This is a genomic window from Syntrophorhabdales bacterium (assembly GCA_035541455.1).
Taxonomy (GTDB): Bacteria; Desulfobacterota; Syntrophorhabdia; order Syntrophorhabdales; family WCHB1-27; genus JADGQN01.
In genome coordinates this window covers 23,810-45,574 of the sequence record DATKNH010000069.1, presented here as the reverse complement: position 1 = coordinate 45,574, position 21,765 = coordinate 23,810, and the positions used below count along the sequence as shown (strand labels likewise).

The following is a 21,765-nucleotide window of genomic DNA, read 5'->3' as shown; positions in this document are numbered from 1 at the left end:
ACGTGAATTGTAAGCACTCGAGAAACAAGACCAATGAACGTATTCGCTTTGAAAGGGGCAGCATACGTGGTAGGCTTAGGTTCGTTAAAGTCGAATAATCCCGTTGGGCGTATGATGATGAAGGAGGCGAAAAGGACGATGTCTCGCTGCGCGCTCCTTTCGTTGATGCATGCTTTAGTGCTTGTAATCTTGTGCTGCCGCGTGTATGCAGAGCCGCTCTACCTCCCGGAAGGGCTGAAAATGGTCACGGCCGAAAGCAGGCTGGTAAAGATACGGGAGCAGGAAGAGAAGACTACGGAAGCCGATACGCTGGTGGCGCGGGCAAGGCTCCTTCCCAATGTCTATGCTTCGGCCGGCCAGAGCTATCTGAATAATACGCCGTCAGTGAAACTGAATAACGTCCATGCCCCGATCAGCCAGGAAAATTATTATGCGTACAGCGCTGCAGTGCAGCAGATTCTCTTTGACTTCATGGGAACGGCTTCCCAGTATAAGGCAAGTGTGGCTCTCCTGGACGCAAAGAGGCTGGATACAAAGAGGACGCGAAACCTTGTCGCGCTCGATTTTGCCTTTCTCTATTTTGACGCTCTGGAGTCGGAGAAGTTGATTGCGGTGGCGGAAAAGGAGAAGGAGAGTCTGGAAGCCCATCTGCAGGTTGCCCGCGACCTGCACAGCTCAGGTGTCATAACCAAGAATGATCTTCTGCAGGCGGAGGTGAAACTCTCCGACGCTAAGCAGAAGTTGCTCACGGCCCAAAACTTAAGAAGGATCAATGGAGCCAGAATAAACACGATGCTGGCACGCTCCATTTCCATGCCCGTAGAACTGATGGAACCGGCTGCCGCGGACCGAGAAATGATTTCTCTTGAGGCTGCGGCCGATAAGGCTGAAAAAGAGCGACCCGAGGTCCAGATGGTTGATACCACGATGAAGGGGTTGGGCTTTGAGGAGACAGCACGCAAATCGGAATACTACCCGAGATTTCTGGCTCAGGGCGGCTATAACTACACGGAGAATAGGTACCAGGTGTACGAAGGCATCTGGTCCGTGAATCTTCTCATGAACATCAATATTTTCAGTGGAGGCGCCACCAAGGCTGAACTGGATAAGATCAGATCCCGCAAGATGACCCTCGCAGTTCAGAAGAAAAAGCTTCTGGAGGATATCAGGCTTGAACTGGAGAAGTACTATCTCGATTGTGCCAACGCAAAGGAGCGGATCGTTGTAACAAAGAGTGCGATTGCACAATCGGAGGAGAATCTCAGGATCAATAAGGCGAGATACGCGGAAGGCGTCGGGCTGGCGTTGGATGTTACGGATGCCATTGCCCTGCAGAGTCTGGCGGAAACCAACTACTACAAATCCCTGTATGATTACTACCGGTCGGAGGCCGGCTATCTTTACGCCATCGGCAGAGAGTTGAGGGAAGCTTATCAATGAAAGAGCAATCGGAAAATTTCCGGAATCACCGCACAAAGCTGTTCGTTGTTGTCGGTCTCATAATGGTGGCAGGTATTGTCTCCATTTTGCTCTATGTGAAGTATAAGGCTACGCATATCAGCACGGATGATGCCTTTGTAGAGGGCAGGATCCACAGTATAGCCTCAAAAGTGGTGGGCACGGTAAAAAAAGTCAACGTGCAGGACAATCAGTTTGTCAAAACCGGCGAAACGCTTCTGGAGCTCGATCCCATAGATTATGACGTCCGCGTTAATGAAGCATCTACCTCGCTCGAGGCAGAGAGGATGAAATTAAACGAGCAGGAGAGCAAGGCAAAAGCAGCCGGGCAACAAATGGTTGAGTTGGAGGCTCAGCTGAAAGCGGCAAGAGCCAATCTGGCCGCTGAAGAAGCAAACCTCGCCCAGTCAAGGACAGACCTTGTTCGTTATGAGGGCTTGTACAAGAAGGACGCTGTTTCCAAAGAGAGGTATGAACGGGTGGCAACAGGGTTCAAAGTAACCGAAGCACAACTGGAAGCAGCGCGGGCGCGCCTCAAGCAAGCCGAAGCAGCCATTGCTACTCAGACAGCCGTTGTAAAGCAGGCTGAAAATGGGGTTACCACCCAGAGGGCGCAGATCAAGAACAAGGAAGCCATGCTTGCGCAGGCGGACCTGAACAGAAGCTATACCAGGATCCTGGCGCCTGTGGATGGCTACGTGACGAAGAAATCGGTCGAAACCGGCAACCAGGTAAGTGTAGGAATGCCTCTTCTTGCCGTGGTTCCACTGGATGATATCTGGGTGGTGGCAAACTACAAGGAGACTCAGCTTAAAAATGTCAGGCGTGGCCAACAGGTCAGCATAAAGGCCGACATGTATTCCGACAGAAAGTTTAAGGGGGTTGTGGACAGCGTTATGGCAGGAACGGGGACCGTTTTTTCACTCTTTCCGCCCGAGAACGCTACAGGCAATTACGTGAAAGTGGTGCAGCGGATACCGGTCAAGATACTATTGGACAAAGAATCAAACCGTGACCACGTATTGCGCGTCGGCATGTCGGTCGTGCCAACCATAGTCGTAGAATAAAGCGGGCAGTCAGTGGTGACGGGTGAACAACATAACGTGACAGTGAGCAGTGAGCGGTGACAAATGCGAACTGACGAGTTGGAAGTCACCCAGCAAAGCTATCAGGATTCAGCTTTAAGTCCTTCAGCTATGAGCCACGTGCAAAAAGGTTCCTAGTCGCACTTATCCCAGGATAAGGAGGTCTTTGCGGCGGCAAAGTAAAAAGCTCCAGCTGCCAGGCGCTCAAGTCGCGAGGAGCGGAGGCGTACCTTGCGGTACGTCGGAGCGACGCGCGGTGCAGTCAACGACGCAGATGGACTTTTGACAAAGCCGCCCTTCTCAGATGAATAAGTGGATCGTCGCTATTGTCGTCATGATCCCCACGTTGATTGAGATCGTGGACATGTCGGTAGTGAATGTTGCCCTCGATCACATCAGAGGAAGTCTCTCTGCGGGCATTGACGAATCAACGTGGACGATCACGACGTATCTCGTCTCCAACGCAATCATAATTCCTATAACAGGGTGGCTCAGCCGTGTCTTTGGAAGGAAGGTCTATCTTCTTTTCTCTATAGCACTGTTCACTGCGAGTTCTCTTCTCTGCGGCCTTGCATGGAACCTGGAAAGTCTCATCGTGTTCCGTATCTTCCAGGGACTCGGCGGCGGTGCGCTCCAGCCTATTTCGCAGTCAATTCTTCTCGAGACTTTTCCGCCCCGGCAGCACGGCATCGCCATGGCGTTCTTCGGCCTCGGCATTATGTTCGGGCCGATCGTCGGTCCCTTGATGGGCGGCTGGATAACGGACAACTGGTCATGGCACTGGATCTTTTTTATCAATGTCCCCATAGGTGTACTGTCTCTGCTATTGACCTTCCTCGTCATAAAAGACCCGCCTTACATGATGCGGATCAGAATGAAGATGGACTATCTGGGCCTTCTCTTTATCGTGCTCGGCCTGGGCTGCCTTCAAGTAGTGCTCGATAAAGGAGAGCGGGAAGACTGGTTTGCCTCGAATCTCATCGTCTGGCTTTCGGTCACCTCGGTGGTATCACTCGTTCTTTTTGTCCTCGCAGAACTCAGGGCAGAGGCGCCGGTGGTGAGCTTAAAGATTTTCAGGAACGCCTCGTTTTCGGCTGGCAACACCATCATGTTCTTCGCATTTTTCATCATGTTTTCTAGTATCGTGCTGTTGCCCCTGTATCTTCAGACGCTCATGGGCTACACGGCTACACTGGCAGGCGTTGTTCTCGGACCCGGCGGTTTTGCGACGGTCATCGCTTTGTTGATCGCCGGGCCGCTCATAACTAAAGTCAATCCCAAGGCCATCCTTCTGTTCGGCGTGCTCATGCTGGCGCTGTCGGTTTATCTGATGTCCGGATTTAACCTGCTGGCGAGTTTTGAGTCTATAATGTGGCCCCGCATCATTCTCGGTTTCGGTATGGGGTTCATCTTCATTCCTCTTACCAATCTTACACTCTCCACCGTTCGAAAAGAGGATATGGCCAATGCAACCGCCATATTTAACCTTCTTCGGAACCTCGGAGGAAGCTTTGGCGTAGCGTTCGTGACGACCCTGCTGGCGCGGCGGGCGCAGTTCCACCAGCTACGTCTGGTAGAACACCTCACGCCCTTTGATCAACCGTATCAGTTCATGCTCCAGAAAGGGCGGGCAATTTTTGGCAGTCATGGCATCGGAACAATGCTCGCGGATAAGGGTATCCTGGGGATGACGTACAAGAACCTCATCAGGGAGGCTACCATGCTCTCATTTAATGACACCTTCTACCTGCTCGGTATTATGGGTGTCTGCTTGATCCCGTTGGTCTACTTTCTGAGGAGGGGGGCGCATACGGACGTCGGGGCCATGCATTGACGGAGACGTGTTGCAGTCTCAATTCTTCTTTGTCAGCCTGCTTTTCGGCACCGGGGCTTCGGAAGGGTAAACTGGATTTGCGAGCGTCCACCAACCGGCCTCTCTCTTAGTGGTGAATTCGATCCTTGCCACAAATTTACTTCCCTTGTAACCAAGGTCGTAGGGCGAGACCACGCGCAGAGGCGCGCCATGCTCGTGCGGCAGAGGCTTGCCGTCCAGCGACAACGCGAGCAGGCATTCCTTCTTCGGATCGAGCAATTCTTCGATTGAAAACGACTCGACATAGTGATCGAGCGTGCCGGCAGGGGACTCTGTTTTTCCAAGTGAATGAAAAACCACATACTTTGCCGGGGGACGTAGTGCGACCTTTTTCATGATTTCACTGAAACGGAAACCGCCCCAGCGCAGCGCCTTGACCGACCAGCCCTCGACGCAATGAAAATCAGATGACTGCTCTGTTCGGGGCAAGGCTTTGAGTTCTCCATAGGAGAGACGAAGCGGTTGCTGGACAAGTCCATCAACCAGCAAGTAGTAAGGCTCTTCACGCTTTTTATCCGTCCAGTGGATTGAACCGGTTACGGGATTGAATCGGAACGTATCTTTCTCGACAGTCCTGACTTGAAGTTTTTCGACAAAGACCGCCCACACCCACGAGGGCGCGGACGCGGCGAGAGCGCTCCAAGCCGCAATCCTGAGAAACAACCTTCTGCCTATTTGTCGCACCAATGTTAACCCTATGCTGCCTGACCCGGCAGGCACTTCTCCCGGCTACCCGACCTATGAACCGGTGTTCACGCTGCTACGCGATACCCGGCTGCCGTAACGGCTGCTTCGAGATCCTCCCGCTTGACCACCGAATCATCGTAGCTGAGGCTGGCTCGACCGATTTGGACGTCGAGCGATAATATGCCGGGAAGAGTTTCAAAGGCCTTTTTCACGCGCATCACACAGTGCTGGCAGGTCATGCCTTCAATCTTGATCATTGCTTCCGCCATAATTCCTCCCTGAAAAAAAGGAGCCGATGATCAGTGAGCAGTCATCAGCGTTCAGCGTAACGTCTATGCTGAACGCTGCTCGCCGGCCACGGGCATTATACCCAAATATAGTGACGCTGCTGAGTATATGCAAGGGAACGTCGCGTTTACACGGGGCAGCCAAAAAAGGTAGAATAGCAAAGAGGGATGTATCTATGAACTGGGTGGCGGTTGTTGTTGCTCTCGTAGCAGGTTTTGTTCTCGGATTGGGCTCTGCTTTTCTGCTGCGGATCGTACAGAACAGAACTGCGCGCGAATTGGCCGGGGAGCTTTTTCGGGAGAGCGAGAGTGAGCGAAAAGCCCATGTCGACGCGATAGTGGAAAACGTGAAAGCCGCTTTTGGCTGTCTCTCTCTGGACGCGCTTGCCAAGTCCACCGAAGAATTTCTGAAGCTTGCCCACCAGCGACTGGAATCTGAGCGTGAACTGGGTGTAAAGGAACTGGATGCCAAGAAAGGCCTTATAGATCAGCAACTGCAAAGAATGACAAACCAGCTGGAATCGGTTTCGGTTCTCATGTCTTCTCTGGAGAAAGACAGGGTTGAGAAATTCGGAGAGCTGAGCAAGCATCTGAAACTTGCCGGCGAACAAACCGCAACGCTTGCCCAGACCACGGCCATGCTCAGGGAGGCTCTTGCAAGCACAAAAGCGAGGGGACAATGGGGCGAGCGTATGGCAGAAGACATACTGCGGTTGGCAGGATTTATCGAAAGCGTCAATTACGTGAAGCAGAAAGCCATAGAGGGCATAGGGTCGCGACCCGATTTTACCTTTCTTCTCCCCAAGGATCTGCGGTTGAACATGGACGTCAAGTTCCCCCTTGATAACTATATGAGATTTCTTGAGGCTGCTTCCGATATGGAAAAGTCAAGATTTCGAAGCGACTTTCTGAAAGATGTGAGGGCCAAAATAAAAGAGGTCACTACGCGGGAGTATATAAACCCCGAACAGAATACAATTGATTATGCCCTGCTTTTTATACCCAACGAACAGATATATGCATTTATCTACGAACACGACAGTATGATCGTCGACGAGAGCTTGCGAAGCAAGGTGCTCTTCGTTTCGCCGCTAACTCTCTTTGCCGTGCTGGCAATAATCCGTCAGGCGGTGGATGCCTTCGCGTTGGAGCAGACCTCGAACGAGATACTCTCTCTCCTGGGAAGCTTCAAGAAGCAATGGGATGAGTTTCAGAAGAAATTTGAAGTTCTTGGGAAGCGCATTGAGGATACCCAGAAGGAGTACGAGGCCCTCACAACAACGCGCAGGCGACAACTTGAGAAGCCGCTGAACAAGATAGAAGAACTCAGGAACCAAAGGGGACTGCCCGCCTCGTACGCCCCCGACGAGTGATTCTGTCGGCTAAGGACGCCGGGCCGAGCCAATGCCCCGTAAAGCCCTGTAAAATGGGGCAAAACCGGCTTGACAAACCTGGCGGATATCATTAGTTTATTACAGGTGTCAGAGTACCCCGGTCTGAGGCACGGCCGGGAATAGACCGATGTCTGGTAGCGCTATGGAAGCATTGAACGAGCGAGAAGTCAAGATTCTGGAATTGATCGTAACGTCGTATATCACGTCGGCTGAGCCCGTGGGTTCAAGGACGCTCTCAAAGCTTCTGGGACACCGGTGGAGTTCAGCTACTATCAGGAATGTCATGTCTGACCTTGAAGAGCAGGGGTTCCTGTTCAAGCCCCATGTCGTGGCAGGAAGAATCCCGACCGGTAAGGCTTTCCGGTACTACGTAAACAGTCTCTTGGTGTATCGAGGTCTGGGCCAGAACGAATTGCGCGTGATGGATGCTCTTTTTAAGCACCAGTACCCGTATACTGAACAGGTCATGGAAGACGCTTCCCGCGTCCTCGCCAACCTCGGGCAATATGCCGGGATAGTGGTTGAACCAAAAGCGGACACGATGTTTTTCAAAGAGATCGAATTCGTGAAGCTTTCCGGCCAAAAGGTCCTGGTTCTTTTTGTGACGTCGGCAGGTATAGTCCATTCCAGGCTTGTGATAACCGAGGAAAACCTCAGCCCGCAGCTCCTGCAGGGCATGAAACAGTACATGAATGAGCGGTGTGAGGGCATGCCCTTCTATGCGCTCAAGAAAGAGATCTACGAGGACATAAGACGCGATAAAGAGGCATTCAGCACATTGATGCGAAAAGTGCTGGATGTCCTTGACACGATCGTCGAAGACGAGGACCACAGGGATGTTTACATCGAGGGTACGTCGACGATTATTGGAGTCCCGGAGTTTTCAGACATCAAGCGGTTGAGGGAATTGTTCCAGGCCTTTGAAAAGAAGGAAAAACTACTCGGCCTTCTCGACCGGAGCCTGGAGGATGAGGAGATACACGTGATGATAGGTACAGAAACAGGCGTCCAGGAGATGCGTGACGTGAGCATCATTACGTCTGTCTACCGCATCGGTTCAAGAAACCGAGGAATACTCGGTGTGATGGGTCCGGTTAGAATGGATTACTCCAGGATCATCCCCATTGTCAACGAGACCGCGAAGATGGTGACACAGCTTCTGAGTACAATGTGAGGACAAGCATGCAGAATGACGGCAACGGCAAAACGCCAGAAAGCGAAACCCTGCCTTCAGAGCAAAAAGCTTCTGAGGCACACGAGGAACACAAGAAGAAGAAAAAGAAGGAAGAGATCATAGAGGAACTCAAGCAGAGCCTGGAGAATAAAGAGAAAGAGCTCGGGGAACTCAGGGAGCGGCTTCTTTACCAGCAGGCTGATTTTGAAAACTTCAAGAAACTGAAAGCCAAGGAAAAGGATGAGGCAGTTAAGTACGGCAATGAAAGACTCGTTAAAGAACTGTTGCCTGTTATCGATAATCTTGAGAGGGCTATAGAACACGGGGGCAAGACCGATGATTCAAAGGCCATCGTTGAAGGGGTCGAACTGACCCTGAACAGCTTCCTCAAAGTGCTGGAGAAGTTTAAAGTGACGAGGGTGGAAGCGCTTGAAAAGGAGTTTGATCCGAACGTCCATGAAGCCATTGCTCAGGAAGCATGCGAAGACAAGGCTCCAGGAACGGTCGTTACAGAGCTTCAGAAGGGCTATATCATGGACGGGCGGCTGCTGAGGCCTTCAATGGTCACTGTAGCTAAACAACCCGGGGAAGAATAAGACGTCACAGCCATGAGGAAGGATTACTACGACATACTCGGTGTACCAAGGACTGCCACCGATGAAGAGCTCAAGAAAGCCTATCGCAAGCTTGCCCTGACCCACCACCCTGATCGGAATCCCGACGACAAAACCGCGGAAGAAAAATTCAAGGAAATAAACGAAGCTTACGCGGTATTGGGCGATTCGGAAAAACGTTCGGCCTATGACCGCTTTGGAACGGCCGAACCGGGAGCGGGTTTTGACTTCGGGTTCGGCGGCAATTTCAACGATATCTTTGGCGACCTGCTTGGTGATTTCTTCGGCGGCACCCAGCGCAGGCGGCAGAGAAAAGGCGAAGATCTCCGCTACAACCTGGACATCGAGTTTGAGGAAGCAATTTTTGGAACAGAAAAGGAGATCGAGATACCGAAGGATGAGCGCTGCCCGCAGTGCAAGGGATCGAGGGTAGAGCCCGGGTTTCAACCCGTAGTCTGCAAACACTGTAGCGGTCGGGGCCAGGTACGGTACAGCCAGGGGTTCTTCACGATCAACAAGACCTGTGAATATTGTAATGGTGAGGGACATATCATCAAGGATCCGTGCAAGGCATGCAAAGGGCGCGGTTACGTCAGAAATTCGAAAAATATCAAAGTGAACATTCCTGCGGGTGTTGACACCGGAGTAAGGCTGAAGATGAGAGGAGAGGGTGCTCAGGGGTTACATGATGCGGTCCCCGGTGACCTCTACATTGTCCTCAGGGTCAAAGAACATCCTGTATTTGAAAGAGAAGGCGACGACGTTGTTTTGCATACGGAAGTACATTTCCCGCTCCTCTGCCTGGGTGGCGAGATTCGAGTCCCCACGGTAGAAGGCGAGACGGTCATCAAGCTGGGTCCCGGCACCCAACCGGGGAAGAGCTTCAGGCTCAAGGGGCTTGGGGCACCTAAAGCCAACGGCTACGGCAGAGGTGACGAAATTGTATACGTGTATGGCAAGGTGCCGACGAAGCTTACCGACAAACAGAAAACCCTGCTTGAAGAGCTGTCAAAGGAGCTGAATGGGGACAGTCCTGTTACACAGGCGAAGGGCATAAAGGACCGCTTCAAGGAATTTTTCGACCGCCAGTAGTCCTTGGGGGGAGACGAGCCGGGTAGGACGGTTTTCTCCGCGAGCCCACGCCACGGTTTTTGTTTGACATCGCGCACGTTTACGGTTACAAATCTACTAATTAAAATCAGGAGGCGTCGCATGAAGAAGAATGTACTGCTCTCCCTAATGATACTGTTTTGCCTGGCCGCAGGGTATGTGCCCTGTGCTGATGCAGCTTCCGCTGTCATCAAAGTAGGGGTAGTCGACACCTACTCGGGACCAGCCACTGCCTACACGATGGATGTCCTGGACGGTTTCAAAATGGCTATCAATGAGGTGAATGCAAAGGGTGGGGTGCTGAAGAGAAAAATAGAATTCGTGACGCGGGATGACAAGTTCAAACCGGACATTGCGCTTACCATGACAAAGGAGCTGGTAATGAGGGAAAATGTTGACTTGCTCATGGGCTCGACTAACAGCGGCGCTGCTCTGGCCATGTCCGATTTTGCAAAGAAGGAGAAGATCCCCTTCCTCGTCACCGATGCAAAGAGCGATAAGATAGTCGGTGAGCAGGGGCATCGTTATGTCTTCAACCTCAACGAAAACACCATGATGGTCGGAAAAGCCACTGCCCTGGCACTCTCCCGGAAGCCTTACGTTAAATACTGGATCATGGGTGAGGATTACGAGTTCGGCCATGCATGCGCCGAGGCCATCTGGAGCAATCTGAAAGTTCTTAAGCCAAACGTCCAGCTTCTCGGCGAGTCGTGGAGGAAGGTGGGGGAAACAGACTTGACGCCTTATCTCACCGCAGTCATGCAGGCAGCACCTGACTGTATCATCAGTGCTTCGGGCGGAGGCGGCATCGTCAACTTCATGAAATCGGTCAAGGCGCTCGGACTTGAAGGAAAGATTCCCATTTACCAGCACTATGCGACTGACCAGCTCGCCCTCGCTCCTCTGGGTCTCGACGCCCCGGAAGGCATCATGGGAAGCTCCTGCTATCACTTCTATTACCCTGCAAGCCCTGAAAACAAGTCATTTGTCGAAGCTTTCAGGAAACTTTACAAACGGTATCCGGGCTCTACCGCACTCTACGGGTACACTGCAGGTATGTTCATCGCGGGAGCTTACCAGAAAGCCGGCAGGGTGGACAAAGAGAAGTTTATCGACGCGTTGGAGGGCCTAACGATAGACAGTCCGATTGGCAAGCTGCAGATGCGCGCGTGCGACCACCAGGTGATCTTGCCCATGTATTACGGCGTTACCAAGAAGGTGCCCGGATATGATTTCCTCATAGGATCTGATATGGTAACGATTGCTGGTAAAGATTATCTGCCGAGCTGCGAAGAGATGATGAAGCTGCGCAAGTAATTGCTATTGGACGCAGCATGAGAATATCGCTGAAACATGATCTGTGGGGAAAGGATGACGCATTCGAACTTGACCTCCCTGAGCGTTGGAATGTGGACGTACTTCGCATGGAAGGAGATCGCGAGAGGCTCCTCGACGATGACGGCTACAGAAAGGCGCTTGCGCCGCTCGAGAGATTGCTGAAGGGCAAGAAGGAAATCTGCATCGTCTTCGACGACACTTCGAGGCCCACCCGCGTCTATCGTATCACGCCTTACCTGATTGAACTGTTCGACCGATGCGCCGTGCGCGATGAGCAGGTGAGATTCCTTTGCGCGCTGGGCACGCACGTACCTCTTGATAATGCGGCCCTGAGGAGAAAACTGGGCGAAGAGGTGCCGGAACAATTCGCAGTCTACAATCACAACCCTTACGAGAACTGTGAGTATCTGGGCCGGACGCGCCTTGGGACCCCTGTACTGGTCAACAAGGAGTTCTTGAGCTGCGACCTGAGAATCGGTATCGGTTCTTTTGTGCCTCACGGCTTTTGCGGCCTTGGGGGAGGATACAAGATTATCATGCCCGGGGTTGCTCACATAGATGCGATCATACACCACCACGGCAAGCTTCTGCAGGAGAACCTTTCGGTGTGTAGACCCCTCAGCTACCGGGATAACCCTCTCCTTGAGGAAGTGAAGGAGTTCGGCCGCACAGCCGGGCTCCACGCGAAGATAGACCTACTGGTGAACAGTGAAGCTGAGGCTGTGGCCATTTCGGCCGGCACGGCTGAAGATTCATATTCGAAATTTTCCGAGCGTTCACTCACTCATTACGGGGCGGCCGTTCCATGGAAAGCGGATATTCTCTTTGTCAACACGTTTGCCAAAGGCAACGAGGCAACGATTGGCCTTTCTCAGGCTTCTGCCCTGCTGAAAGAGGAGGGCGGTTACGTGGTGCTGCTTGCGGATGTTTCCAGAGGGCAGGTCGTTCACTATCTGCTCGGACGATTTGGAAGAGACCTATGGGGCAGACTCGGGCGCGGTGAGCGCATGAAAGAAAAGAACGTGCGAAAGATATTCGTGGTTTCCCGGCACAAAGATGTGGCGTCAACATACTGGTTCGGCAAGAAAGAGGACGTGTTCTGGTGCCGGGACGCCGCAGAAGTTGTGCGTATCCTGGACGAGGAATACAAGAAGAAAACTCCCGATGTTCATGTCATCCCGGACGGCACCCTTCAGGTTTTCAGGCAGTCGCCAAGCACGTGCGAGGTAATGGGTTAGGAACAGCAGACAGTAAGCAGTCAGCAGCGAGCAGTGAAAAGCCGGTACAGGCTGCTGCAAAGCGGATTCCACGATGAGCGGCACCTGGTGAATACGCAGCTGTATCTGATTCTACTGCTCACTGGTTACCGCTTAGTTCCTGATTTCGGAGAGAGCAGTCCTCTGAGGATGAGGCCGGAAAGCACTACAATGCAGAGTAGAACGAAGTAATCCCCGTGTTTGACATAGAATGTTGTTCCATCTCTCATTGCGAACGTGCCTTGCAAGACTCCTCTCGTGAATAAATCGGTCCGTGCAGTGATCCGGCCGCGGGGATCAATTATTGCGCTTATGCCCGTATTGGCAGCCCTGAGCACAAACCTGTCGGTTTCGATCGCCCTGAATGTATAGAATGCCAGATGCTGATACGGCGCTGAGGATCTGCCGAACCAGGCATCGTTGGTGATATTGACGAATACCTGCGCACCCCTTCTCGCCGTATCGACGGTGACGTAAGGGAACACCCCTTCATAGCAGATGAGAAGCCCTATCTTGCCGAGATCTGTCGCGAGGGGGTTGTGACCGCTTCCAGAAAAAAAATCACCGGTCGCAACACTGATCCTCTCGAGGAAGGGGAAGTAATCCCGAAGCGGTGTGAACTCCCCGAAGGGAACGAGGTGAACTTTCTCATACCGGCCTACGACTTGACCTTTCTGCCCCAGGACATACGCCGCATTGTAAAATCTGCCCTGTCCGTCTCTGTACAGTGTCCCGAAAAGTAGCCGAGTGTTAAGCGCCTCCGGAACTTTGCTGACCACGTTGCGGATGGGATCGGCATCAAAGACGAAAGGCATGGCTGTCTCAGGCCATACTATGAGGTCAGCACCATGCGCTTCCTTCAGCGTGAGTCGCGCGTATATGTCGACGGTTTTTAGCTTGAATGGCTCATCCCATTTGACATCCTGAAGGATATTGCCCTGAATGATAGCGGTCTTGAGGGCCCCTTCCGGTTGATCCTGCAAGCGGACGTAACCGAACAGAAGGGATGCGACAATGAGCACTGCTAATGAACCTGTAAAGAGAGCAGGTGCCGGCTTTCGACGGAGAAAGGAGAAAATGACAACATTGACCCCGGCAATAAGAAACGAAATAAAGTAGGTTCCTGTCAGGGAAGCAATCTGGATCATGGGCAGAAAGTTGTGCTGCGAGTGGGCGAGGTACGACCAGGGAAACCCTGTCAGAAACCAACCTCTCCAGTATTCGCAAATGACCCACAACAGAGGTACGCTCAGATAGAGAGGCACCCTCGCTGCCGTTTCAGCGAGAGGGCAGAGCCATGTGATAAGGCCGAGATAGAGAGCGAGGTAGAGGACAAGGAGCGCCAGAATGAGTATTGCCAGGGGAATGCTGATCCCGCCATAGGTGTTCATGGCTATCACTACCCAGTAGACAAGACCTGCGTAGGCCATGATGCCTGTGATGAAGCCTGCCAGGAAATTATCACGGGGCTTGCTTTTTTCAAGCGAAAACAACAAGGGGACGAGCGCGACGTATGCGAGCGGGAAGAGGGAAATTGGCGGCTGTGAGGCTACGAGCAGAACCGCTGAGGCGAGCGGGAGGCTAAACTGTCGGCTCTTTATAAAGTTGATGGTTGCGGACATAAGTGAGCAGCTTCTTTTCTCTGTGCCTCATCCTCTGTGCTTCCCGTTTTTCCTTTTCATGGTCAAAGCCTTGAACATGAAGCAGCCCGTGAATGATAAGAGAAAAAATCCGTTCATAGAAGGGTATGCCTGAATTCTCTGCTTCTTCGCGGGCCCGTTCCAGTGAGATTACCAGATCGCCTACTACTTCGCAAGGTAAACCGTCCATATAGGAGAAGGATATGACGTTGGTCGCACGGTCTCTGTTGAAGTAGATTTTGTTGATCCGTTGAATTCGTTTGTTATCCGTGAACAGGATACTCAGATCTCTATCCAGGCCGGCATACGACAACAAATCCTGGGTGATCGCTCGAAACTGTTCCCTGTCCACGGTGAACAGGTTTTGGGAATTTTTTATGAAGACCGCCATTGCGTGTCCCTATGGGCAACCGTTTTGTAGATACCGGGGAGAGTGAGTGGGATTATGATTGGCCGTTCTCTGTTGGATTTTCTTTCTTTTGGCCGGGAGGCTTCTCCGCCCGCGAAGCCTCTCTTCTCTCGTACGCTCTGATGATTTTCTGTACCAGTGGATGGCGTACCACGTCCCGTTCCGTGAAGTAGATGAATCGTATACCCTTCACGCCCTTTAGAATGTGTTGCACTTCTACGAGTCCTGATGAGCGTTTGTCGGGCAAATCGATCTGTGTGATGTCACCAGTCACGACACACTTGGAAGAATACCCCAGCCGTGTCAGAAACATTTTCATCTGTTCCGAGGCACTGTTCTGAGCCTCATCCAGGATAACAAACGCGTCGTTGAGCGTTCTGCCGCGCATGAATGCCAGAGGCGCTATTTCGAGGACGCCCTTCTCCATGAGTCTTCCCGCCCTGTCCATGTCCAGCATGTCGTAGAGCGCATCGTGCAGAGGCCTCAGATAGGGATTCACCTTCTCGTACATGGTGCCGGGAAGGAAACCAAGTTTCTCGCCCGCTTCAATAGCAGGCCTCGCGAGTATAATCCGCGAAACCTCCTTCTTGTAGTAAGCCGAGAGGGCCATAGCCATGGCCAGGTAGGTCTTGCCGGTTCCTGCGGGGCCTATGCCGATCACAATGTCATGTTTTCGTATTGCATCGACGTATGAAATCTGATTCTTCGTTTTCGGTACGACGACCTTTCGCATGGGGGGGATAAATATCTGATCTTTGTATAGTTCATCGGCCCCCTTCTGCGTGTGTGCGACGTACCTTACAGCCTGATCGATGTCAGAAGGCCTGATGACGAACCCCTTCTTTACGATTGTTGCGAGTTCGTTGATTACCTTTCCGGTGCTTTCGACCTCTTGTTTGTCTCCGATCAGGGTGAGGTGGGTGCCGCGAATGCTTGTCTTGACATTAAAATATTTCCGGAGGTGACGGATGTTTTCTTCTCTGGGGCCGAACAGGTTGCGAGCGACGTGTGTATCGTCAAAAGAAAGTCTCAGGACGTTTTCTTCTGAGTTGTTCTCCAATATAGGTTCTGGTACCTCCTGTTTGAGAATGTGTTCAGAATACTATAACACAAAAGCCGGGGAGGATAAAGGTGGGCCAAGGCGATCCCGGACGGGCGAACGATAAAGGTAAAGGCTTAATAGCCTCAGCCCTTTGGGCTATCAAGATGCTCTTGCTCGCGGACGATAAGGAGCCAGGCACCCCTCTGGGGCAACAGAAGCTGGAGGAGGGCCCCGAAGAAAAAGGCCATGTGTCCTGCCGGTCCGAAGAAAAAAGCTGCAAAGGCCCTCGCCATTGTCGTAGGACTGATGCTGCTTTTTGTCTGTATCCCCACCGCAGAGGGCCAGATTGCAGACGTCCGCACGGTATCCTTGTCTCCGACGGTCAGCAGGAATCATGTCCACCCCGCAGACTACGACCGAATCATGACCGCACTTGCCTCGATCCTGAGGGAAAAATTCGAACTGCCTGTTTCACAGCCGAAGCTTTTTCTTTATTCAAGTCGTGAAGCCTTTGAGTCAAACCTCGTCAAGCTAGTACGGTTTGATCCTGTCTACGCTCGGGAGGTGGCAGGGTGGGCGGCGGCGGTAGGAGCACCCGAGATGGTGCTTGCGAATGAGGAGGCTCTTGAACGCGTCTCCTGGCCGGAGCGGATCCGTGTACTTGCGCACGAACTGGTGCACACAGTCCAGTACGGACTGACTGGCGGTCGTCGCGGTACATCTGACCAGTGGCTGCGTGAGGGTTTTGCCGACTGGATCGCCTACCGTGTACTGGAGTCCCTTGACATGGGCAGCCTGTCGTCGAGGCGGGCTCTCCTGCTTGCGCGCATCAAGGGCACAGCGCGTCGCTCTTCCTGTGCACCTCTTTCTGACCTGGTGACGCTCGAGGACTTCACCAAATCGCGCGGGAGGCTCGGCGGCTCGTCAGTATATGGGGAGTCCCTCCTGGCCACCGAGCTTCTGGCGGAGAGACATGGGGTGCAGTCGATTCTCCATTATTTCAGCTTGTTCAAACAGTCCGAGGATCGGCTTCGGAACTTCCGCACCGCCTTCAATGAAGATCTGCCTGTGTTTGAAAAAGAGTTTCTGACTTATCTGGAAACCTCCCGCTGAAACACCAATGAACCGTAGATTGTCCGCAGGTTCCGTTTCGCTGTTTCTGCTCACCGCTCACTGCTTCTTGGCCGCCAGGTGCGTAACCTGAGCGGTGAGGTTAAGCAGATAGGCGTCATCGGGCTGCTTAAGGCCGGTTTTTGGATCGTGCTCCCTGGCCTTGATCAAACTCACGACGCGCTCGATGGAGCCTCCCTCGGAACGTAGCAACTCCTCCACACGAGCTGCAAAATCTTCGGATGCTTTGAGTGACTGTTCAAGGAACGTTCGGACAGCCTCTCTTCCCACGAACACGTAATGATGCCCCTGCGTAAAGATTTCAGCCGGGATAGCCAGCAGACGCTTGATGGATGCGATGTACGAATCGTAGTCGGCCAGAAATTCAACGCTGATACTGCCTGACGGTTCCAGGCAGCCCGCAGCCTCACCGCCTATCAAGATCTTTCTTTCCGGGATATAGTAGCTGAGATGGTCTCGGGTGTGCCCGGGCGTTGCCAATACTTCGACCGTCGTCTTTTCGTCCACGCGGATCACCTGGCCGTCATGCAGCACCACATCCACATCGAATGACCTGAAAGGCTCATCGATCAAGAGTGCGCTGTCCACTCCGTCAAATGTTGCCACGACCGGGATGACACTCTTCCCAAGTTCTGTCATGCGTCTCTGGACGCTGGGCCGGCTGATGATCTCGGCTGCCCGGCCTGAGGCGGCGACTTCGATTCGCGGAAAGACATTCCTTATATGGCTCGTTGCACCGCAATGGTCCCAGTGCACGTGCGTGAGAAAGATGGTGTGAGGCTGTCCCCCTCGTGAGAATTCCTTGAGTTCTTTTTCATAGAGCCGCGCTGCGCACGCAAAACCCGTCTCAAAAATAAGTGGCGGGCTGCCTTCAATCAAAAAAACGGGTGACCATGAAATACCGCAAACATATAATCCTTTCGAAACGTGGCCCGTCTTGCTAGAAATCATGTGAAGATACCTGCGTGCGGTAAGCGGTACAAAGTGAGCGGTGAACAGTAAGCGGTAAGCAGCGAAAAGCAAGCAGCGAACAGAAGGGTTCGGAAGCGTCAGGGGATCCACCGGGCATAGGGCATCTATTGGCTTCGCTCATTCGCTGTTCGCTACTCACTGTTTACTCCGTTCTGTTACTTTTTTTCTCGCGGCCAGATGGGCGACCTGAGCCTGTACGTTAAGCAGATAGGCCTGCTCGAGCTGCTTCACATGAGGATTCGTGTCATACTGCTCAGCCTTGATTCGCGCGACCACGCGTTCGACAGAGCCCTCCTCGGCATCCAGAAGTTCGTGGACTCTGGCCGCGTAAGCCCTGGCTTCTTTCCTGGACAGAGCGAAAAAATCCTTAACCTCCTGCGCGCCGGAGACGACGTAGTGATGGCCCTGGCAAAGGATTTCTACCGGTAGGCTTGCAAGCCTGTCAAGAGAGGCGAGATAGGCGTCGTAATCCACCAGAAACTCTGTGATGAACTGCCCTGCCCGGTCAATGCAGCCGCTTGCCTCAGTAGCTATCAGTATTTTTCTTTCAGGTATGTAATAGCTCAGGTGGTCCCGCGTATGTCCCGGGGTGGCCAGCACTTCAACCGTGATACCAGCCCCCTGCATGCTCACTTGCCCGTCCTGAAGAACCACATCAACGTCGAACGGAAGAAAGGGTTCGCGGCTCAACCCGGAGGCGTCGAGGCCCTCAATGGCTGCTACTTTGCCGGTCACTTGAGCGTTCAGTTCCGCAATCAACGTGACCGCATTCGGCCTCTTTATTATCTCGGCCGCCCTGGCCGATGCGCCGATGGACATTCCCGGGAAAGCGCGCCGGAGATAGCCGGCTGCGCCGCAGTGATCCCAGTGAACGTGCGTCAGGAAAAGCATTGCCGGGTGCCTCTGCCCCACTATCGAGCTGATCATCTGCCGGGAGAGCCGCCAGGTGCATGTAAAGCCTGCCTCAAAGAGCACGGGCTGATCCGCATCGAGGAGATAGACGGGGGACCAGGGGATCCCGCACACGTAGAGTCCATTTTCTACCAGGCCGGTTCCGCCGAACACCATGGTTTTCTCCTGAACCAGTTGGTTGTGCGCTGCCCTTTGTATGCAAATAGGCCGGACACAGGTCAAAAGCCGTGATCCGCAAGTTATACATGAAAACCCCCTGCGGAGGCAAGGGGGAAGCGGGCGAGTCGGATTTGTCGAGCCACTTCGTTGATCTTCGGACCCGGCAAAAAGGCTCCGGTCCAACCCTCAAAACAGTTGACATAAGTTGCCCGAATTAGTTATGATTGGCAAACTATGTGAATTTTTTTATTATCTCACTGGAGGTGGTAGATGGAGATCAAGACAATAGGGGTACTTGGTGCAGGAACGATGGGCAATGGCATCGCGCAGGTGGCCGCACAGGCTGGCTTCAACGTCGTCATGAGAGACATTGAGGATAGATTCGTACAGGGCGGTCTCAAGAGCATTGACAAGTTTCTCGCCAAGAGCGTGGAAAAGGGCAAGATGACTGCTGACCAGAAGAATGCGGTCATGGGACGTGTCAAGGGTACGACCAAGCTGGAAGATATGAAGTCCTGCGATTTCATCGTCGAGGCAGTGCTCGAGGTTATGGACCTGAAGAAAGAGGTATTCAAGGCACTTGACGAGATGTGTGGCCCGGAAGTGATTCTCTCTACAAACACTTCGTCCATGTCGATTACCGAAATCGCCACAGCGACGAAGAGAGCGGATAAGGTGGTCGGGATGCATTTCTTCAATCCTGTACCGCTCATGAGGCTTGTGGAGGTTGTAAGGGGTCACTTTACCAGCGATGCAACTGTGGCTATCTGTATGGACATGGTGAAAAAGCTGGGGAAAGAGGGGGTGGAAGTCAGGAAGGATGTGCCTGCCTTCATCGTAAACCGGCTGATGATCCCCCATTTCATTGAAGCCATGACGCTCCTCGAGGAGGGAGTCGCAAGCAAAGAGGACATCGATAAGGCCGCAAAGCTGGGCCTGAATTACCCGATGGGGCCTTTTGAATTAATGGACCTGACAGGCCTCGATATCAATCTGAATGTAAACGAGTATCTGCGCAAAGAACTGAAGTCGGAAACAAAGTGGCAGTCCTCCCACACGCTGAAGAATCTGGTCAAAGCAGGTCGTCTCGGCAGAAAGACCGGAGCCGGCTGGTACGAATACAAGTAACGAGGGAGGTCCCTATGAGCTACGAAACACTGTTGCTCGAAAAACAGGGCGCTGTCGCAGTCCTGAAGATGAATCGTCCCCCTGTAAATCCGCTCAATATAAGACTGTACCTCGAACTGTATGACGCACTGTGCGAACTTGAAAAGGATGATTCGGTGGCCGCCATCGTCATTACGGGAGCGGGAGAGAAGGCCTTTGCGGCCGGACTTGATGTCAAGGATGTTGCAAACAAGAGCGTAGCGGAAATACTCGAGTTCCAGAACACCGTTCCCAAGAAATGTTTCGAAAAGTTGACCGGCATAGCGAAACCGACAATAGCAGCAGTCTTTGGCCTTGCGCTGGGAGGCGGAAGCGAGGTTGCCCTCTGCTGCGACCTGCGCATTGCCTCGTCTGACGCCGTCTTCGGTCTCCCTGAGATCAATCTGGGGATAATACCTGGGTCAGGTGCCACTCAACGCCTCTCCAGGCTGATAGGAGCGTCGAAAGCAAAAGAGTTGATGTTTACCGGTGACACCATTGGCGCTGATGAAGCTTTCCGTATCGGGATGGTCAATAAAGTTGTACCGCGTGAAAAGCTAATGGAAGAGGCGATGGCGCTGGCCAACAAACTATCAGCAAAACCGAGAGTTGCCCTGTCCTTAATAAAGCAGTGTGTGGACAACGGAATGAATATGGATATTGGCTCCGGCTTAACGCTGGAGCGCAACTCATTTGTCATCGCCTACGCGTCGGAAGACGGGCGCGAAGGTTTGAGCGCCTTTATAGAGAAACGAAAACCAAGCTACAAAGGCAAGTAATGTAGCTAACATCTAAGGAGGAACTTATGGCAAGGAATGCGTGTATCATCGCTGCCGGCATGTCCAAATGGGGCGTGCGCGAAGCGAGCCTCGTGGATGTGTTCCAGGAGGCAGGAAAAGCCTGTGTTGAGGATCTGCCCGGGTTCAACAAGAATGACATTGACGGGTTAATTGTGGCCACATCGTACGCGGGAAGATGCTCGTTCCAGGTCAACACGGCGCCGGTAATCGCCGAGCGTCTGGGCTTGAAGCCCACGTCGATCTGCGCGCGCGTGGACGTGCTCTGCGCAGGTGGAAGCGCCGGTATGATCCTGGCGAAGGGGCTTGTCGAATCGGGCATGGCCGACTGTGTCATGGTTGCCGGTGGCGAGAAGCTCTATACTCCCCAGAAATGGGAAATATTCTACAGTGAGCTGGCCTCGATTGACCATGACTGGGATGCCCCGCACGGTCTTGGCCTGCCGCCGCCCGTTTTTGCTATGACAGCTTCAGCCCATTTCAAGAAGTACGGTAGCAAGAAGGAAGATCTGGCCGCGGTGTCGGTCGCGAACTATAACTACGCGAGCGACAACCCCAAAGCCCAGATGCAGCGCAAACTCACCATGGAAGAAGCCATGAGTGCGCCGGTTGTCACGTTGCCGCTTACCCTGTACGATTGCTGTCCGATTACCGACGGTGCTGCTGCGGTGGTCATTGCGAGTGAAGAATTCGCGAAACGATTCAACCGGCCACTGGTCTATATGAGAGGCCATGCACAGTATGCTCAGCACAGCGTCTCCACGAACTGGCCCGGCGAGCACGCAGCTGACTGGGCACACACCCGTATCGCTGCCGCCAAGGCGTATGAGCGCGCGAAGCTGGCCCCCAAGGACATCAACGTCGCACAGACCCATGACTGTTTCTCAATCTCGGAAATAATCGAGGCAGAGGAGCTTGGATTCTGCAAAAAAGGTGAGGGTGGCGATTACGCCTCTTCAGGGCAGATTCTTGTGGGCGGCAAGGTTCCCATCAACACTGATGGTGGCCTTCTTGCATGCGGCCATCCGTTCGGTGGCACGGGTTGCCGGCAGGGTGGCGAGCTGATGCGTCAGCTTCAGGGACGTGCGATTCACCAGGTGAAAGATCCGGTCTTCGCGCTCCAGCATAACCTGAGTGGCATGAACGTCGAGCACACCATCATCATCTACGGCAAAGAGCCGGTAAAGAGATAGAGAATCCCCACTAGCGAGCACGGCCCGCGAGAGGGGGAGGCTCCATGTGGCTTTGCCACTGGAGGGGGCGACGTGAGCCCCATTAATA

20 protein-coding genes are annotated in these 21,765 nt (G+C 53.1%); 13 read left to right on the top strand and 7 right to left on the bottom strand.

Annotated features, from left to right (window positions below; all coding sequences use genetic code 11):
* The first annotated feature begins 33 nt into the window (after positions 1–33).
* From VMT71_07120 to VMT71_07110, 3 genes are all read left to right on the top strand, one after another.
* A complete protein-coding gene (locus VMT71_07120; protein HVN23725.1) occupies positions 34–1,440 on the top strand; it encodes a TolC family protein in 1,407 nt (468 codons plus the stop codon).
* Positions 1,437–2,525, top strand: a complete 1,089-nt coding sequence (locus VMT71_07115; protein ID HVN23724.1) for an HlyD family secretion protein — start codon at positions 1,437–1,439, stop codon at positions 2,523–2,525. The genes VMT71_07120 and VMT71_07115 overlap by 4 nt, the downstream gene beginning before the upstream one ends.
* Positions 2,526–2,847: 322 nt before the next feature.
* Positions 2,848–4,377: a DHA2 family efflux MFS transporter permease subunit gene (locus VMT71_07110; protein HVN23723.1), complete on the top strand. Its 1,530-nt coding sequence runs from the start codon at positions 2,848–2,850 to the stop codon at positions 4,375–4,377.
* Positions 4,378–4,395: 18 nt separating this feature from the next.
* On the opposite strand, the gene VMT71_07105 is transcribed toward VMT71_07110, so the two are convergent.
* A complete protein-coding gene (locus VMT71_07105) occupies positions 4,396–5,100 on the bottom strand; it encodes a molybdopterin-dependent oxidoreductase (protein HVN23722.1) in 705 nt (234 codons plus the stop codon).
* Positions 5,101–5,168: 68 nt separating this feature from the next.
* Positions 5,169–5,372: a cation transporter gene (locus tag VMT71_07100; protein HVN23721.1), complete on the bottom strand. Its 204-nt coding sequence runs from the start codon at positions 5,370–5,372 to the stop codon at positions 5,169–5,171.
* A 194-nt stretch (positions 5,373–5,566) separates the two neighbouring features.
* Between VMT71_07100 and VMT71_07095 the strand changes: the two genes are divergently transcribed.
* From VMT71_07095 to VMT71_07070, 6 genes are all read left to right on the top strand, one after another.
* A complete protein-coding gene (locus VMT71_07095) occupies positions 5,567–6,763 on the top strand; it encodes a DNA recombination protein RmuC (GenBank protein ID HVN23720.1) in 1,197 nt (398 codons plus the stop codon).
* A 148-nt stretch (positions 6,764–6,911) separates the two neighbouring features.
* Positions 6,912–7,958: a heat-inducible transcriptional repressor HrcA gene (hrcA, locus tag VMT71_07090; GenBank protein HVN23719.1), complete on the top strand. Its 1,047-nt coding sequence runs from the start codon at positions 6,912–6,914 to the stop codon at positions 7,956–7,958.
* An 8-nt stretch (positions 7,959–7,966) separates the two neighbouring features.
* Positions 7,967–8,554 carry a nucleotide exchange factor GrpE gene (gene grpE / locus VMT71_07085; protein HVN23718.1) on the top strand — a complete coding sequence of 196 codons (588 nt, stop codon included), beginning with the start codon at positions 7,967–7,969 and terminating at the stop codon, positions 8,552–8,554.
* A 12-nt stretch (positions 8,555–8,566) separates the two neighbouring features.
* A complete protein-coding gene (gene dnaJ, locus VMT71_07080; protein HVN23717.1) occupies positions 8,567–9,664 on the top strand; it encodes a molecular chaperone DnaJ in 1,098 nt (365 codons plus the stop codon).
* Between the two features lie 120 nt (positions 9,665–9,784).
* Positions 9,785–10,999, top strand: a complete 1,215-nt coding sequence (locus VMT71_07075; protein HVN23716.1) for an ABC transporter substrate-binding protein — start codon at positions 9,785–9,787, stop codon at positions 10,997–10,999.
* Between the two features lie 17 nt (positions 11,000–11,016).
* On the top strand, positions 11,017–12,258 hold the full coding sequence (locus VMT71_07070; protein HVN23715.1) for a lactate racemase domain-containing protein: 1,242 nt from the start codon (positions 11,017–11,019) through the stop codon (positions 12,256–12,258).
* A 125-nt stretch (positions 12,259–12,383) separates the two neighbouring features.
* Here VMT71_07070 and lnt read toward each other — a convergent pair whose 3' ends face one another.
* From lnt to VMT71_07055, 3 genes are read right to left on the bottom strand one after another with little or no spacing between them, the layout of a single operon-like run.
* Entirely contained in the window at positions 12,384–13,898 is a 1,515-nt protein-coding gene (gene lnt / locus VMT71_07065) for an apolipoprotein N-acyltransferase (GenBank protein ID HVN23714.1), read from the bottom strand.
* Positions 13,858–14,307: an rRNA maturation RNase YbeY gene (gene ybeY / locus VMT71_07060; protein ID HVN23713.1), complete on the bottom strand. Its 450-nt coding sequence runs from the start codon at positions 14,305–14,307 to the stop codon at positions 13,858–13,860. The genes lnt and ybeY overlap by 41 nt, the downstream gene beginning before the upstream one ends.
* A 52-nt stretch (positions 14,308–14,359) precedes the next feature.
* Positions 14,360–15,385 (bottom strand): PhoH family protein, encoded by a 1,026-nt coding sequence (locus VMT71_07055; GenBank protein HVN23712.1) that lies wholly within the window; start codon positions 15,383–15,385, stop codon positions 14,360–14,362.
* 228 nt (positions 15,386–15,613) lie between these two features.
* Here VMT71_07055 and VMT71_07050 point away from each other — a divergent pair, with 228 nt between their 5' ends.
* Positions 15,614–16,480: a hypothetical protein gene (locus tag VMT71_07050; GenBank protein ID HVN23711.1), complete on the top strand. Its 867-nt coding sequence runs from the start codon at positions 15,614–15,616 to the stop codon at positions 16,478–16,480.
* Between the two features lie 57 nt (positions 16,481–16,537).
* Here the strand turns inward: VMT71_07050 and VMT71_07045 are convergent, their stop codons facing one another.
* Positions 16,538–17,449: an MBL fold metallo-hydrolase gene (locus tag VMT71_07045; protein ID HVN23710.1), complete on the bottom strand. Its 912-nt coding sequence runs from the start codon at positions 17,447–17,449 to the stop codon at positions 16,538–16,540.
* Between the two features lie 156 nt (positions 17,450–17,605).
* Positions 17,606–18,538, bottom strand: a complete 933-nt coding sequence (locus VMT71_07040) for an MBL fold metallo-hydrolase (protein ID HVN23709.1) — start codon at positions 18,536–18,538, stop codon at positions 17,606–17,608.
* Between the two features lie 273 nt (positions 18,539–18,811).
* On the opposite strand from VMT71_07040, the gene VMT71_07035 reads away from it, so the two are divergent.
* Genes VMT71_07035 through VMT71_07025 form a run of 3 tightly spaced genes read left to right on the top strand, consistent with a single transcriptional unit; the run spans position 18,812 to position 21,677 of the window.
* Positions 18,812–19,669 (top strand): 3-hydroxyacyl-CoA dehydrogenase NAD-binding domain-containing protein, encoded by an 858-nt coding sequence (locus VMT71_07035; GenBank protein ID HVN23708.1) that lies wholly within the window; start codon positions 18,812–18,814, stop codon positions 19,667–19,669.
* 14 nt (positions 19,670–19,683) lie between these two features.
* Positions 19,684–20,466, top strand: coding sequence for an enoyl-CoA hydratase-related protein (locus tag VMT71_07030; protein ID HVN23707.1), 783 nt, complete (start codon positions 19,684–19,686; stop codon positions 20,464–20,466).
* 26 nt (positions 20,467–20,492) lie between these two features.
* On the top strand, positions 20,493–21,677 hold the full coding sequence (locus tag VMT71_07025; GenBank protein HVN23706.1) for a thiolase family protein: 1,185 nt from the start codon (positions 20,493–20,495) through the stop codon (positions 21,675–21,677).
* Positions 21,678–21,765: the final 88 nt, after the last annotated feature.